This window comes from Brachyspira hampsonii 30446, from assembly GCF_000316195.1.
GTDB lineage: Bacteria > Spirochaetota > Brachyspiria > Brachyspirales > Brachyspiraceae > Brachyspira > Brachyspira hampsonii_C.
Genome location: NZ_JH994111.1, coordinates 1,856,590 through 1,872,531 on the forward strand (window position 1 = coordinate 1,856,590; position 15,942 = coordinate 1,872,531).

Genomic DNA, 15,942 nt, shown 5'->3' on the forward strand with positions numbered 1-15,942 from the left:
CTTTTTACAGTGAAAAATCAATTAAAAAACGCTCTTCTAAAATAAAGTCCATGGGCCGGAGCCGTTACAAATGCCGATGCCCTATTCTCACTCTTTAATATATCTTCTATAAAATTAATAGGCTTTTTCTTCTTCTGACCCTCTACCAAAGTACCAACTATAATTCTTACCATATTATGTAAAAAAGCATTGCCCCTAATAATAAAATATATAGTATCCCCTTTCCTTATAGCTTTAACTCTCTCTAAATACCTAAATTTAGAATCATTTTCATCTTCTGTAGAACAAAATGATGTAAAATTATGCTCTCCTATTAAATATTTTGCATATTCATTGATTAATTTCTCATCTATAATATTTTTTCTGTAAAACCAAGCATATCTTTCATAAAAGGGAAAAGAAGTGCTGCTGTTATGAACTATATATAAATATTCTCTAAATATAGCTGAAGCCCTTGCATTAAAATTATCAGGCATTTCTTCGGCTTTTATTATTCTTAAATCTCTACCTAAATATGAATTCAAAGCTATATGCACCTTATTAATAGGAACAAGCATCTTAGGAACTCTAAAATTAGCAACCTGCCCCAAAGCATGCACTCCCGCATCTGTTCTGCCGCAGCCGTATATAGTAATCTTTTCACCATATACTTTCTCTACTGCTTTATATATTTCTCCCTGCACTGTTCTTAAATTAGGCTGTATTTGCCAACCGTAAAAGTCTGTGCCGTCATACTGTATTGTTATCTTTATATTATTCATAAAACAAAAAAATAAAAGCCCATATAATATTTATACAGGCTTTGTACAATCATAATAAAATCATAAAATAATCAAATAATATTAAATTATAAATCTGCTGGTATTGTAACACCCAATTTCTGAGCTGCATTAGTATTAACTTCTAATACAGGATTTTGTATATATTCTATAGGCATATTAGCAGGTTGAGATTCTCCTTTTAATATTTTTACTGCCTGATTAGCTGTCAATTTTCCTAATTCATAATAATCTATACCATAAGTAGCAAGTCCGCCTGCATTAAGCATTCCAGCCTCTCCGCATATAACAGGTATTTTAGCAGGTTCTGTAATAGAAACAACATTAGCCATTCCTGCAGAAACCATATTATCTGTAGGTACATATATAGCATCTACTTTGCCAACCAAACTTTGAACTACCTGCTGTATATCATTAGGATTTGTGATTGTAGCATCTACATAAGATAAACCTAATTCATCAGCTTTTTCTTTTGCAATATCAACTTGAAATTTAGAGTTTTGTTCGCTTGAATTATATAAAAATGCTATTTTTTGTGCTGAAGGAATCAATTTTTTTAGCAAATCCATTTGTTCTTTTACAGGTGTTAAATCTGAAGTACCTGTAACATTTCCGCCTGGAGCATTATTATCTGCAACCAATTTTGAATCGGCTGGGTCTGTTACTGCTGTAATTAATATAGGTATATCTTTAGTTAAATTAGCAACTGCCTGTGCTGCTGGTGTTGCTATTGCAAGTATTAAATCTACTCTGTCATTAATAAATTTCTGTGATATTGTAATACAGTTTGCCTGTTCACCCTGAGCATTTTGATAATCTATTATAATATTCTTTCCATCTTCATAACCTGCTTCTTTTAAGCCGTCTACAAAACCTTTATTAGCTTGATCTAGTGCCGCATGTTCTACAAGCTGAAGTATTCCTATCTTTTTAGCCGCACTATCTGATGATGAAGCATTTGCATCATTAGTTTTGGAACATGAGGCAATTAATAATATTGAAATTGATAAAGCAATAAATAACTTCTTCATTATTATATCTCCTTAAAATTTAAATAATTACTATTACTAGTAGTATATAATACTGATGTAATAAAGTCAATAAAATTACTGCTTATTATTTTCTAAAAATTCTATTATTGAATTATTTTGATTGCTTGATAAATCTTTTTCAAATTTATTAATATATCTCTCAATACTTCCAAACATAGCAAAAGCATTCAGTATTAAAAAAATAATAAAAACTGAAAATATTTTTTTATTATTCATAACAAAATTTTCTTTTTGAACCAAAAATAAAATAATAGGAGCATAAGATACAGAAAAAAGTCCGTATAAATAATGGAAATATCCCTCGCCAAATCTGAAAATAAAAAAACATAAAAGTGTGATAAATACTGATAAAACAAGAAATTTTGATAATTCTAAAATAGACATTTCTATTGTATTATTAGATTTGTACTTAAAATTAAATATAAAATAAAACATATTTATTAAACAGAAAATAGAAAATAAAATACTAAAAATTAAAAATATTAAGCCATATATGTAAGAAGGCGATAAAGTCCAAAACTCAATAATATTCCTAAAACCTTGTAAATAATGAGATGACATTTCGTTTGTAGGAAAGAAAAATAATGCTTGTATTTTAGCAATCGTAATACCGTCAGAATTTGAACCTTTTGAAAGCATTAATTTTATATTATGAAAACCATTATTAAACTCTGAAATCAAATAAGGCAAATACTCTAAAAATGATAAGAAAACTCCTAAAATCCAATATTTTAGATATTTAAGAGTATTTTTGTAAGTTAATATCAAATAAAATATCATAGTAGGAATTACAGAAAAAAATGAAGCAAAATGTCCTTGAGCAACAATAGCTAATATTGGAAAAATAAAAATAGATGATATTTTGGAATTTATATTATAATAATTAATATTATATACATATTCATAAAATAAAATTAAAAATATAAAGCTGAATATTAATGCTATATTAGGATTCCAAAAATTAGTCATAGCTTTAACTAAATAGCCATTAAGCAGAATAAGAGGAGACATTAAGGAACAAACAAAAAGGCCTAATCTTTTATAAAGCCAAAATATAAACAATGACATTATTAAAAGGCTTAAAAAATAATTTATAATTTTAGCTGCATATAAATTTTCATTACCTAATTTATAACATAAAATATAAAATATATAATAAGCTCCTCCAGGTACTCTTGAGGTTGTAAACTCATCTTCATAAGTATCAGATAATTCAAATCTAGTACTTGTTGCTGGAAGTTCTTTTTTTTCATACCATCTATACATGTCATAAAAATGCTGAAAATCATCATAAGTACTTCTTATTGGAATTATACGAAAAGATAATATTATGTTTAGTATAAATGAAAAAATAATTAAAAATAAAAGTATAATTTTTATATTATTTTTAAAATTATTCATATTTTTTATAATCCTTATAATTCACTCTAAAGAATTATACTAAAATAAAATAAAAATACAATAAAAAATCAAGCATTTAGAATTTATCATAATAGACTTGTTTCAAAAGTCATTTTATTTATAATTTGTGGGGACTAGCCCTGCGAAGCACACAGTCGTGCCACACCCCCACTTCTTTTGCCGACGCTCTGCGTGCCGTAGGCAAGGCACCTACTCGGTGGTGACCCATACAAAGTACGCCTACGGCGAGAAGCAAAAGGACTGCATTTTATAGCTTAAACATACGGTTTATACAACATGTAAAATATTTAATTAAATTATAATGAATATTATTTAATTAAAAATAAAATAATAAACTTATAAAATTATTTGTAAAGTAGTTTTGAAACAAGTCTAATATTGAAAATAATATATTTTATGATATCATCATCTATAATATTTTAACTTTATACAAGGAACAAAAAATTGATTAGACATTCCAGACCTACTATAAGAAAAAAAGATTTAGAATCTGCTTTAAAAGTAATGATTAGCGATAATCTTGCTACGGGTGATGTTATACAAGAATTTGAAAGAGCTTTCGCAAATTATTTTGGAAAAGGTTTTACAGCAATATTTGTTAATAGCGGAACTGCTGCATTAGAACTTATATTGAGACATCTTAATATAGGAGAGGGAGATGAAGTTATAATGTCTTCTTTCCTTAACGCATCACCTCTTCAAGTCGTTACAAATTTAAAAGCTACACCCGTACTTATAGATATAGATGAAGACAGCTTTCAAATATCTATGGATAATGTCATAGAGGCTATCAATGAAAAAACTAAAGCAATTATAGTTTCTCATATGTTTGGAAATTGTGCTTTAATAGATGAGCTTACTGATATTAAAGTTCCTGTTATAGAGGATGCCTCTCATAGTTTGGGCGGCAAATACAGAGATACTTTACTTGGAAGTTTCGGAGATTTTGCTTACTTCTCTCTTTCTGCTACTAGAATGATTACTTCTGGGGGGGCAGGAGGAATGATACTCACAAAGAAAAAGGGCATGGATGCTATAAGGGATATAATTCATTATGATAAAAAAGAAAAATTTATAAAAAGATTCAATTACTGTGCAACAGATCTTCAAGCATCAATAGGTATAGAAGAGCTTAAGCATCTTGAAAGAATGGTTGAAGTAAGGTCAGATATAGCTTCATTTTATGATAATGCTATACTTGAAAGCAATTTGATGAAATTATCTACTCATGACAGTGAAAGTCCTTCACATTACCGATATGTTTGTATGCTTAACGGCAGCATGAATATATATGATGCTATTAAGATGTTTGAAAGACATAATGTAGAAGCGGCAAGACCTATATTTAAACCTTTGCATCAGTATCTTAATTTGCCTAATGAAAATTATCCTAATACTGAAAATGCGTATTTAAAAAGTATATCATTGCCTATATACCCTACTTTGCAGAAAAATGAAGCGGAGCTAATTTGTAAGCTTATAAAACAGATAAGATAATTAAAATATAATTTTTAGTGATTATATGGGGAAATCCTATGGAAATATTTGAATATGATTTTATGCGTAAAGCTTTCTTAGTTGGTATTATGCTTGCTGTTATAATACCTTGCATAGGGGTGGTTGTTGTATTAAAAAGACTCTCTATGATAGGAGATGCTATATCACATACTTCACTTGCCGGAGTTACATTCGGATTAGTTTTTAATATAAACCCAATAGTAGCCTCCATAATATTCTGTATACTATCTGCATTATCAATAGAGTTTATAAGAAAAAAAATAGCTAAATATGGAGAAATGTCTATATCAATTATAATGTCTTTGGCTATAGGAGTTGCGGGGCTTCTTTCCGGATTTGTAGCTAACAATTCAAACTTTAACAGTTTCTTATTCGGAAGTATCGTTGCTATAAGTGATTTTGAATTGAAATTAGTAATATTAATAAGTTCTATATCAATACTAATTTTCATCTTCCTATACAAAGAAATTTTTTATATAACTTTCAATGAGAGATTAGCAAAACTTTCTGGTGTACCTGTAAATAGAATTAATTTCATTTTTACAATATTGACTGCTGTTACTGTATCAATATCAGCAAGGGCAGTTGGAGCTTTAATAGTATCATCAATGATGGTGGTTCCTGTTGCCTGTTCTATGCAAATAGCTAATAGTTACAAAAAAACTATTATTTTTGCTGTAATATTCAATCTATTTTTTACAATATTAGGAATATTCATTTCCTATTATCAGGGTCTTAAACCCGGAGCAACTATAGTTCTAATAAGCATAACAACTTTTATAATTATAATATTATTAAAATCTGCTTTATCACCAAAACATAATAAAGCATAAAATTAACTTACATATTCCCACCCTATAAATTTATAATCTAATTTGATAATATAATATAGCATTTATTTTTTACTTATTCTGTGATTATAATACCCACCCTAAATTTTATTTAAATTTCAAGTTCATATCAACGCACGCAAAATGAAATTTCAAATATAAGTTCATTAACAATATAATTTAAATCATATAAAAAATGGAATACACCGTGCGTTGAATAAAATTCTAAATTTAATCAAAACTTGGGCGGGTGCTGAAAATTCTAATTAAGCAATAAATATAATTAAATTAAAATTACAAAATAAATCAGAAAAAATAAAGGGCGGGGTATGTAAATAAAATTAATTAACAAGAACAAATATTGTCGCTATTAGGATGCTTATGTTTATGTGAAAGTTCATCATATATTTGTTTCTTTTCAAGCTCAACCAAAGAACCTTGCTCAAAACAAAATATTCTGTTGGATATACTAGATATTTTTTCTATATCATGTGTAACCATTATTATAGTTACTTTCTTTTCTTTATTTAAAGACTGTAGAATTTTATATATTAAATCAATAGTTTCCCTGTCTACCCCATTTGTAGGCTCATCAAGTACAAGTAAGTCAGGTTCTGATATCAATGTTCTTGCTAAAAATACTCTTTGAATTTGTCCACCTGAAAGCTTTGATATCATTCTGTTTTTATATTTTTCCATACCTAAAAGCTCTAATGCTTTTATAACTTTTATACGATGGCTTTTATTTGGAAATTTAAATAAACCTATATCGGCAAAATTATTAGACATAACTATTTCATAAACAGTGGCTGGAAAATTTACAATTTTGGAATATGCATTCTGCTCTAAATAACCTATTCTTTTCCAATCTTTGAATTTATTTATATCTTCTTCATATAGCTTTATGCTTCCTCTGAATTGACTAATCTCTCCTAAAATAAGTTTTAATATTGTACTTTTGCCTGCTCCATTAGAACCTATTATAGATACAAAATCTCCGCTATTAACATCAAAACTTATACATTTAAGTATATCATCAGAAGTATATCCGAAATGCACATTTTTAAACTCTACAATCTTACTCATAATATTATTTTAATTAAGTCCATTGGTTAAAGAAATGAGATTTTCTTCCATTACAGAAAAATAATCTTTTCCGGCTTTAATATATTCTTCGCTTAAAGATTCTATAGGATTTAGTGTTAATACTTTTACTCCTGTTTCTTTTGCTATAGAATCAACTAATTTAGAACTTGAAAACTCTTCATAAAATATAGCTTTCACATCATTATTTTTTATAAAATCAATAGTTTCAGACATAGCCTTAGGATCTGCTTCATCTCTAGCAATAGCCACCTGATTTAATGAATATTCTTTACAGAAATGTCCGAAAGCAGGGTGAGTTACTACCAAATTAGTATTTTTTATATTAGATAAAACTTCTTTGAAATGATTATCTAATTCATCTAATTTATCTGCATAAAAATTATAGTTAGAATTATAATAATCAGCATTAACAGAATCTATATCCGCCAATGCATTTTTTATATTCTCCATTTGTTTCTTTGCTTTAATAGGAGAAAGCCAAAAATGAGGATCCAATCCTTCATTACTAATATTAGATGAAGTTTCTACATATTTTAATTCTTTTATACTATCTTTAACTGTATCAACCCAATGCTCCATTCCTCCGCCATTATATATAAATAAATCTGCCTTTGTTAAATCGGCCATATCTTTTGAAGTTATTTCAAAATCATGAGGCTCTGAGCCTGCAGAAGTCATATTATATACATCTGCTTTATCTCCACATATTTTTTTAGCAAAATCATATATTGGATAAATACTTGCATAAACTTTAAGTTTATTTGAAGATACTTCATTATCCTTTGATGCATTACTGCATCCTGCTAATAATGATAATATAAAAATAATTGTTAAAAATTTTTTCATAAGTTTTCATACCCTATAATAAAAAAATATATTTGTACATTATATATAAAAATAATAAAATTTCAATATGTTTTACATACCTAACATTATAAAATAATATATAAAATTACATTATCAAATTTAATTATTTTTTACCGATAATATTAATATTATGAATTAAATTTAGGATAATTATGAAATATATTGTACATATTTTGGCAGCTGTATTATTTATATTTTCATGCTCAACAGCAAAAGTTACTCATATAGAAGAACCAAAAAATGACTCCCTTTTTGGAAGGAAATTTAAATTGGTAAGTATATATCCTGATATGGACATAACCATAGAATTTACACAAGATACAATACATGGTTTTTCTGCTGTTAATAATTATTCATCTTCATATACTCTTGACGGAGATATATTTAACATATTATCAATTTCAATGACTAAAAAATCAGGTACAAGAGATAGAATTGCTGCTGAAATAGAATATCTTAATATGCTGCAAAATGCCACTTCCTACAAAATTAATGGCAGACAGTTAATAATATATACTTTATTATCCAGCGATAATTTAGTCTTTGAAGAATTTTAAGTAATATTGTATAATGCCATATAGGATATTTTAATGATAAGAAATTTTATTTTGATGCTAAGTTTTACTATAGTAATTTTTATAGGCTCATGTTCTACAACATCACAATCGATAAATATATCTACAAGTACTTTAAATGGAAAAACTTTTCAGCTTAGCAATATGTTTGAAGGAAGAGGTATTACAATATCATTCTATAATGAAGAGTTTTACGGATACAGCGGATTTAATACTTATTTGGGAAAATATGAAATGCGCAGAGGTAATATGATAATATTTACTGATATGGTAGTTACAAAAATGGGCGGTACTTCGGAAGCTGTAGAAGAAGAAAAAAAATATATAGAATTATTAAGCAAGGCATCTTCAATAGAACTTACAAGTAATAATCTTACAATAACTACTTTAGATAATGAAATTCTTATATTCAAAAGAATAAAATAATAATGAAAAATAAAAAACTTATATATTTAATATTAGGTGTTATTATATTCATAAGTTTTTGGTATTTTACTGCTTTAAAAATAAATTCAGAAATAGTTTTTCCAAATATACCAAATATATTAAAAAAGTTAATAGAAATAATATCTGAAAAATCATTCTACAAAGATTTATTATCAAGTTTATTAAGAGTATTAATCACATTTTCATTATCCTTTTTATCAGCATTTATAATAGGAATATCATCAGGAATATTTATGCCTATTAGATATACATTAATACCAATTATCAATTTCATAAGAACAATACCTACTATACCATTAATATTAGTTGCTATAATATGGTTTGATAATAATACCGTTCCTATATTTGTTTCTATGCTTATTATTTTTCCGATAATGTACGATTCTATAACTAATGGAATAATGAATGTAGATAAAAAATTGATAGAAATGTCAATATCATATAATGTATCTTTAAGAACTCAGATAATAGACCTTTATATACCATATATAAAACCATACATATTTACAGGAATATCTCAATCTATGGGAATAACTTGGAAAAGCATATTGGCAGCAGAAATACTAGCTTTACCTGCTTTTGGAATAGGTACAAAACTTTATGAATCTCATTTATATTTAGACAGTGTAAGCCTATTTGCATACTGTCTTATTGCAATAATATTTAATGCTGTATTTGAAATCATTATAAGGATAAATCATGATAAATAAAATAAATGATTATATATTCAGATTAGAAAATATAAATCTCTCTTATAATGACTTGATAATATTTAAAAATTTTAATATAGATTTTCATTTAGATAAAATAAATATAATATTAGGCTCTTCCGGTTCAGGTAAAACCTCATTGCTTAATATAATAGCATCAAAAATAAACAAAGATGATAAAGCATTCGTATATCAAGAACCTAGACTATTAAATTTCTTAACTTCATATAAGAATATAGAATATGTTTTAAAAGATAAAATTAAAAATAAAAATGAAATGGATAGAAAAATAAAGAATGCATTAGAAATTACAGGGCTTATAAATAATATAGAGTCAAAACCCAATGAGCTTAGTGGAGGAATGAAGCAGCGATTATCTCTAGCAAGAGCTTTAGCTTATGATTCAAATTTTATATTTATGGATGAACCATTACAAGGACAGGATATAAAAAGAAAAAAAGAACTTATTGATATAATAAAAAATATACAATCAAAAACAAATAAAACTTTTTTCTATGTTACGCATGATGTTTACGAAGCAGTTATGCTTGGAGATTATGTATATATATTATCTAATAAAAATAACTGCACCCAATTAATATTTAAAACATATATTGAAAATAACAGATTAGAAAATCACCAAGCAAAACTTACTGATATATTAATAAATAATTAATTTTATATAGATGTAGTTTTAAGAAGATAGGCAACATAAGCAATATATATAATTAAAAATATAACTCCTTTTACTTTACCTAAACTCTTTCCTCTTAGAGTAAAAGCTAATAATAATAATCCTGCAAATACCATAATAGAAAAGTCTATTAAATAATCTTGAGCCTCACTTAGAATTATTCCGCCGTATTTGAATGAAGCCATAGAGGATATACCCAAAACTCCTCCCACATTAAATATATTGCTTCCTACTATATTTCCTATAGATATATCAGCCTCTTTCTTGACAGCAGCTATTACACTTGTAACAAGTTCAGGTATGCTTGTACCTACAGCAACAACTATAAAACCTATTATATGCTCACTCAAGAAATTTCTAAATATCCATGTAACTCCTTTAATAAATACATCAGAACCAAATGCCAATGCCAATACAGCAACTATTATTTTAAATATAGCTCTGAATATAGAATGTGTTTTACTAGATGATGAAACTTCCTTTTCAAATACTGCTAATTCATCTTTATCTTTGGATATTACAGTATATAAATAATAAACATATACACATAATAAAACTATAAGTACAGCACCTTCTATTATTGATATTTTATCTCCGCTTAATCTCTTAGTTTTAATATTAAAAAGCATTATACCCAAAGCAACATACATTATAAACATAGAGACCATAGAAACATAATATGACTTTTTACCGGCAGACATTGTCATAAATAAAGCAGATACTCCAAGTACAAATACAACATTGAATATATTACTTCCTATAACATTACCTACTGCAATAGCACTCTCTCCCCTCAAAGCTCCGAATAGACTCACAAAAAGCTCAGGCATTGATGTTCCCATAGCAACAACTGTAAGCCCTATAACTATAGATGGTATTTTAAGCCTATTAGCTACCATAACACTGCCGTCTACAATATATGTTCCGCCCAAATATAAAAGCAATATTCCTGCTGCCGTAAAAACAATATTCAATAACATATTTTCCATCTAATTATATTCCTTAAATTAATTGTTTAACTATTGTGTTTTAATATCTGAATTATCTTTATTTTCTGTATTATCTTTATTTTCTGTATTATCTTTATTTTCTGTATTATCTTTATTTTCTGTATTATCTTTATTTTCTGTATTATCTTTATTTTCTGTATTATCTTTATTTTCTGCATTATCTTTATTTTCTGCATTATCTTTATTTTCTGCATTATCTTTATTTTCTGCATTATCTTTATTTTCTGCATTATCTTTATTTTCTGCATTATCTTTATTTTCTGCATTATCTGTCTTTTCAATTTTATCTGCATCTTCTGAAGACTTAGACTTTTTACTTAATGCTGATACTATAAATACTATCAAACATATTAATAATATAAATAATACTAATGCAGTAGAAAGCCATAATGGAGAAAGAACCCATACCCAGCTCCAATCAACAGCTTTGAATAATTTTAATATTACAAATATTATACCCAAAAAAGCAAAAAATATTGCTGCTATATTCAATACTGAAAATTTATTAGCTGATGATGCTTCTGATGTATTGGAATTATCTTGCTTAGTATCATCTGATGAACTTGAAGCATTATCAGAAGTTTTATTATTTTTAAAAAACATAGAATCAAAGACTAATGCAAATATTATAAGTATAACTTCTATTAATAGAATACTTAGTATAAAATACCAGCTTAAATCAATTAATACTTTTGACAGTTTTAATAATGATAAAATAACTATAAAAACAGGTAGCAATCTTGAAGAAAAATTTAGTAAATTTTTAATAAGATGTAAAGTTGCCATAGTAAAAATATTTTTTGCTTTTCCCATAATATAAATCCTATAAAAATATATATAATTAAATAATATATATTATTTTCAGTAAATTTTAAATAAGTATTTATAATATTTTTGGTTAAATAATTATGGTATGGAACAAGAATTCATTCCATACCATAATCATGAATTTATTTAGGGTTACTCTGGTTTCACTTGTATAACTAATAATTTGAATGCCTCTATGGCTTTTAATGAATGAGATGTATTGGCAGGGATTAATATAGACTCTCCTAATGATGTTTCAAATGGAGTGCCGTCAACTGTTATTTCTGCCTTTCCGTCAATCACTGTAACTAGAACATCTCCGGTACTTGTATGAGTAGGTATTTCTTTACCTTTATCTGCTGATATTATTGACATAACTAAGCTTTTTCTATCAACTAATGAAAGCATAGATATATCTTTAATTGCTATTAAATCTTTTAAATTAACTATTTTTTTATAATCTATATTATTAATATAATTTTCCATCTATAAGCCTTAATTGATTTTGATGTCATTATCCGGCATTTATATAAAAAAATCTATTGCTGCAGCAACAAAAATTTTTTTTATAAAAAATATGCATATTACATCATAATAATCATACTTTTAATCTTTTAGCAGCCTCTATAAATCCTACAAATAAAGGATGCGGATTAGTAATTCTTGATTTTAATTCAGGGTGAAACTGCACTCCTATCATAAAAGGATGATATTTAACTTCAACAATCTCAACCAAATCAGCATTTTTCATACGGCCTGTTATAATAAATCCAGATTTTTCCATTACATCTATATATTTATTGTTAAATTCATATCTATGCCTATGCCTCTCACTAATAGAAGTTTTATTGTACAGCTTATGTGCCAAACTTCCATCTTTTACATCGCACTCAAAAGCACCCAATCTCATAGTACCGCCTTTTAATATGCTTTTTTTCTGCTCTTCCATAAGCGTAATTATAGGATTTTTGGCATCTTCTTTTACTTCTATGGTATTTGCATCCTCTAGTTTTAATACATTTCTTGCAAACTCAACACTCATAAGCTGCATACCTAAACATATACCAAAATAAGGAATCTTGTTTTCTCTTGCATACTTTATAGCCCGTATTTTGCCTTCTATTCCTCTCTCTCCAAATCCGCCAGGTATTATAAGTCCATGAATACCTTTAAAATATTCAGATATATCATCTTTATTTTCTAACTCTTCAGCTGAAATCCATTCTATATCAACATTAATATCATTATATATGCCGCCATGATTCAAAGCCTCTATTAAAGATATATAAGCATCTTTCATAGATATATATTTTCCAACTATAGCAATTCTTACTCTTTCATTTGTTATAGAAATATTTTTTTGTCTTATTATTAAATCTGTCCAATCTGTCAAATCTATTTTTGCAGTCTGCAATTTAAAATGACGGCATACAACATCTGAAAGCCCCTGCGATTCAAGCATCAAAGGTACATTATAAATATTAGGCTCGTCAAAGTTTTCAAATACATTTTCCTTAGGAAGATTACAAAATAATGCTATTTTAGATTTATGCGATTCCTGTAAATGCTTGCTGGTTCTGCATACCAAAATATCCGGTATTATACCGCTTTGCATAAGCTCTTTTACACTATGCTGAGTAGGTTTTGTCTTTATTTCTTCAGATGAGCTGATAAAAGGTATCAATGTTACATGTATATATAAAACATTATCCTGACCTAATTCTGTTTTTACCTGTCTTATAGCTTCAATATAAGGTAAAGACTCTATATCTCCTATAGTGCCGCCTATCTCTGTTATTACTATATCGGTCTTTTTTGTATCATTTTCTCTGTATATTCTTCTCTTTATTTCATTAGTAATATGAGGTATAACCTGAACAGTTTCACCTAAATATTTACCCTCTCTCTCCATATTTATAACATGCTGATAAATTTTTCCTGTAGTAACATTACTAAATTTATTTAAATTCTCATCTATAAATCTCTCATAATGCCCAATATCCAAATCAGTTTCTGCCCCATCATCAGTAACAAAAACTTCTCCATGCTGAAATGGACTCATAGTTCCCGGATCCACATTTATGTAAGGATCAAATTTCTGTATAGTAACACTTAATCCCCTAGCCTTAAGAAGTCTTCCTAGTGAAGATGCTGTTATTCCTTTTCCTAAACCAGATACAACTCCGCCTGTTACAAATATATATTTAGTATTCATATAATCCTCAATTATGTTTTTATTTTATTTATTATTATCAAACCTTTTAACATTATCATAAATTATTATTAAATCAAGCGAATTTTATTATTATGTTAATTATCAAATAATATTTTCTAATAAAAATTAACTTCAATACCTAATATGTTTTTTATATAATTATTCCAAGAATATTCGGTTAAAACATCAGAAGTATATATAAATTGATTAGTATATAATGACTCATCAACTTTTGAAAAAATAGGTAAATAACGTTCCAAATCTTTACGCATATTTCTTAATACAAAATTAGGAACAGTATTAGGCATAGAAACAATAACATAATAATGTATATTTAATCCTAATCTATTTGATGAATATTCTCTTATAAATGTATCTCTTGCTTTTTGTATACAATCATAAGTATATGAATGTCCTTTATCTGGTTTTCTATATAGAAATTTTGAAAAGAAATCTTCTTTTTCTTCTTCTGTTTGAATCGATGAATATTTTTTATTATAATTTTTTACTTCAATAAAAACAATTATATTATTAACATATACAATAAAATCAACATCCTTCATAAAATGACTATAATTCAAATTCTCATCATCTATTTTTCTTACAATAATACCAGAATTATCATCATAAATCATTTTAAAATTACTTTTTTCTTCAAATATTTCCATAATCAATTTTTAAATGCTTTTTCTATAGATTGTAAATGCTGTTCTTCAAATTTATCTTCTATTGAATTATGCTGTATATTATTTAAATATTCATTGCTTTCAATTAATACTCCATTATTTTTATCTTCATCAAAATAAAAAGAATGAAACTTTATTTTATCATTTTCTTTTCTTTGCAGCTCAAAATCTTCTATAATAAAATTATTATGTGTAGCTAAAAATATTTGAACGCCTACTCTTGATAAACTTAGTAATATTTCAACTAAAACTCTTGTAAGTTTAGGATTTAAATTTGATTCAGGCTCATCAAAAAGAAGTATAGTATCTTTATCTATTTCCCCATTTTTTATAAGAAGCCAAAGCAAAGCAAGTTTTTTATGCCCTTCTGCCACCATAGTAAACTGCACTTCCCCAAAATCCTTATACTTAATAAAAAATACTTCATCTTTTTGAATAACAATTCCGCCTATTGCATTTTCTATTTTTTTTGCAATATCTTCTAAATACGGATCTAATTCTCTTAATTGAGGCACAAAAGCCTTATTTAAAATATCATAGTATACAGATTCAAAAGATACTTCCCTTTTATTGTATAATGAAATAAAACCTTTTGAATTAGTTAAAATATCTTTGCATGGTATGTATGTAATTTTTTTATATTTAAATGTATATTCATTATCATCAAATAAACTTTCATTATCTTTTATATTATTTTTATCATAAATATAGAAAACATTATTTGAAAAAATCATATTATCTTTTATTTTAGTATTATTATTTAATAGTTTTATAATTACATTATTAAATTCAATTTCCCAATCAGTAATAAAATTAAAATATTCATTGAACTTATTTACAATATAGATTTTTAATCCTTTCTTTTCTTCTTTATCTTCTAATAAACTAAATTGTCTAATATATTCATGTAGTTCTGTTTCTTTATCTTTAATATTGTCTTTTATTTTATTATATTTTAATTTATTTAATAAATTAAAGGTGTGATTAAATGGATAATGTAACTTGTCAACAGACATTTTATATTTATTATTTCCTACTTTTTCATAGAAAGATTCATTTAAACAATAAATAGCCTTAAGTAAATGAGTTTTGCCTGTTCCATTCTCTCCAATAAATATGTTAACTCCTTTACTAAAATTGGTACTACAATCTTTAAATACTGTAAAATTACTTATATGAACATTTTCTACATACATATTAAAATACTCCATTATCAATATCGG

Annotated in this window: 17 protein-coding genes; 6 read left to right on the top strand and 11 right to left on the bottom strand. The window is 26.4% G+C overall.

The window, feature by feature from the left end:
• Window positions 1-17: 17 nt before the first annotated feature.
• From truA to A966_RS12765, 3 genes are all read right to left on the bottom strand, one after another.
• Window positions 18-761, bottom strand: coding sequence for a tRNA pseudouridine(38-40) synthase TruA (truA, locus tag A966_RS12755; RefSeq protein WP_008726270.1), 744 nt, complete (start codon window positions 759-761; stop codon window positions 18-20).
• An 86-nt stretch (window positions 762-847) separates the two neighbouring features.
• Complete coding sequence (locus tag A966_RS12760; RefSeq protein WP_008726272.1) at window positions 848-1,810, bottom strand: ABC transporter substrate-binding protein; 963 nt, start codon at window positions 1,808-1,810, stop codon at window positions 848-850.
• A 75-nt stretch (window positions 1,811-1,885) separates the two neighbouring features.
• Window positions 1,886-3,232, bottom strand: coding sequence for a hypothetical protein (locus A966_RS12765; protein ID WP_008726274.1), 1,347 nt, complete (start codon window positions 3,230-3,232; stop codon window positions 1,886-1,888).
• A 465-nt stretch (window positions 3,233-3,697) separates the two neighbouring features.
• Here A966_RS12765 and A966_RS12770 point away from each other — a divergent pair, with 465 nt between their 5' ends.
• Window positions 3,698-4,750: a DegT/DnrJ/EryC1/StrS family aminotransferase gene (locus A966_RS12770; protein ID WP_008726276.1), complete on the top strand. Its 1,053-nt coding sequence runs from the start codon at window positions 3,698-3,700 to the stop codon at window positions 4,748-4,750.
• Between the two features lie 38 nt (window positions 4,751-4,788).
• Window positions 4,789-5,604, top strand: a complete 816-nt coding sequence (locus A966_RS12775; RefSeq protein WP_008726278.1) for a metal ABC transporter permease — start codon at window positions 4,789-4,791, stop codon at window positions 5,602-5,604.
• A 342-nt stretch (window positions 5,605-5,946) separates the two neighbouring features.
• Here A966_RS12775 and A966_RS12780 read toward each other — a convergent pair whose 3' ends face one another.
• A complete protein-coding gene (locus A966_RS12780; protein WP_008726280.1) occupies window positions 5,947-6,687 on the bottom strand; it encodes a metal ABC transporter ATP-binding protein in 741 nt (246 codons plus the stop codon).
• A gap of 9 nt (window positions 6,688-6,696) precedes the next feature.
• On the bottom strand, window positions 6,697-7,554 hold the full coding sequence (locus tag A966_RS12785; RefSeq protein ID WP_008726282.1) for a metal ABC transporter substrate-binding protein: 858 nt from the start codon (window positions 7,552-7,554) through the stop codon (window positions 6,697-6,699).
• A 173-nt stretch (window positions 7,555-7,727) separates the two neighbouring features.
• On the opposite strand from A966_RS12785, the gene A966_RS12790 reads away from it, so the two are divergent.
• The 4 genes from A966_RS12790 to A966_RS12805 are packed head-to-tail and all read left to right on the top strand — an operon-like array spanning window position 7,728 to window position 9,983.
• Window positions 7,728-8,132, top strand: coding sequence for an META domain-containing protein (locus A966_RS12790; protein ID WP_008726284.1), 405 nt, complete (start codon window positions 7,728-7,730; stop codon window positions 8,130-8,132).
• Window positions 8,133-8,165: 33 nt separating this feature from the next.
• On the top strand, window positions 8,166-8,576 hold the full coding sequence (locus A966_RS12795; protein ID WP_008726286.1) for an META domain-containing protein: 411 nt from the start codon (window positions 8,166-8,168) through the stop codon (window positions 8,574-8,576).
• A gap of 2 nt (window positions 8,577-8,578) precedes the next feature.
• Window positions 8,579-9,307: an ABC transporter permease gene (locus A966_RS12800; RefSeq protein WP_008726288.1), complete on the top strand. Its 729-nt coding sequence runs from the start codon at window positions 8,579-8,581 to the stop codon at window positions 9,305-9,307.
• On the top strand, window positions 9,297-9,983 hold the full coding sequence (locus A966_RS12805) for an ATP-binding cassette domain-containing protein (protein WP_008726290.1): 687 nt from the start codon (window positions 9,297-9,299) through the stop codon (window positions 9,981-9,983). Before A966_RS12800 ends, A966_RS12805 begins: the two co-directional genes overlap by 11 nt.
• Before the next feature lie 2 nt (window positions 9,984-9,985).
• On the opposite strand, the gene A966_RS12810 is transcribed toward A966_RS12805, so the two are convergent.
• The 6 genes from A966_RS12810 to A966_RS12835 form a co-directional block, all read right to left on the bottom strand.
• Window positions 9,986-10,990: a calcium/sodium antiporter gene (locus A966_RS12810; protein WP_008726292.1), complete on the bottom strand. Its 1,005-nt coding sequence runs from the start codon at window positions 10,988-10,990 to the stop codon at window positions 9,986-9,988.
• A 30-nt stretch (window positions 10,991-11,020) separates the two neighbouring features.
• Complete coding sequence (locus A966_RS12815; RefSeq protein WP_008726294.1) at window positions 11,021-11,824, bottom strand: hypothetical protein; 804 nt, start codon at window positions 11,822-11,824, stop codon at window positions 11,021-11,023.
• Window positions 11,825-11,971: 147 nt separating this feature from the next.
• Window positions 11,972-12,304 carry a cupin domain-containing protein gene (locus A966_RS12820; protein WP_008726297.1) on the bottom strand — a complete coding sequence of 111 codons (333 nt, stop codon included), beginning with the start codon at window positions 12,302-12,304 and terminating at the stop codon, window positions 11,972-11,974.
• Between the two features lie 112 nt (window positions 12,305-12,416).
• A complete protein-coding gene (locus A966_RS12825; protein ID WP_008726299.1) occupies window positions 12,417-14,033 on the bottom strand; it encodes a CTP synthase in 1,617 nt (538 codons plus the stop codon).
• A gap of 116 nt (window positions 14,034-14,149) precedes the next feature.
• Complete coding sequence (locus tag A966_RS12830) at window positions 14,150-14,701, bottom strand: DNA-binding protein (protein WP_039955679.1); 552 nt, start codon at window positions 14,699-14,701, stop codon at window positions 14,150-14,152.
• A gap of 2 nt (window positions 14,702-14,703) precedes the next feature.
• Window positions 14,704-15,915: an ATP-binding protein gene (locus A966_RS12835; RefSeq protein WP_008726303.1), complete on the bottom strand. Its 1,212-nt coding sequence runs from the start codon at window positions 15,913-15,915 to the stop codon at window positions 14,704-14,706.
• Between the last annotated feature and the right edge of the window lie 27 nt (window positions 15,916-15,942).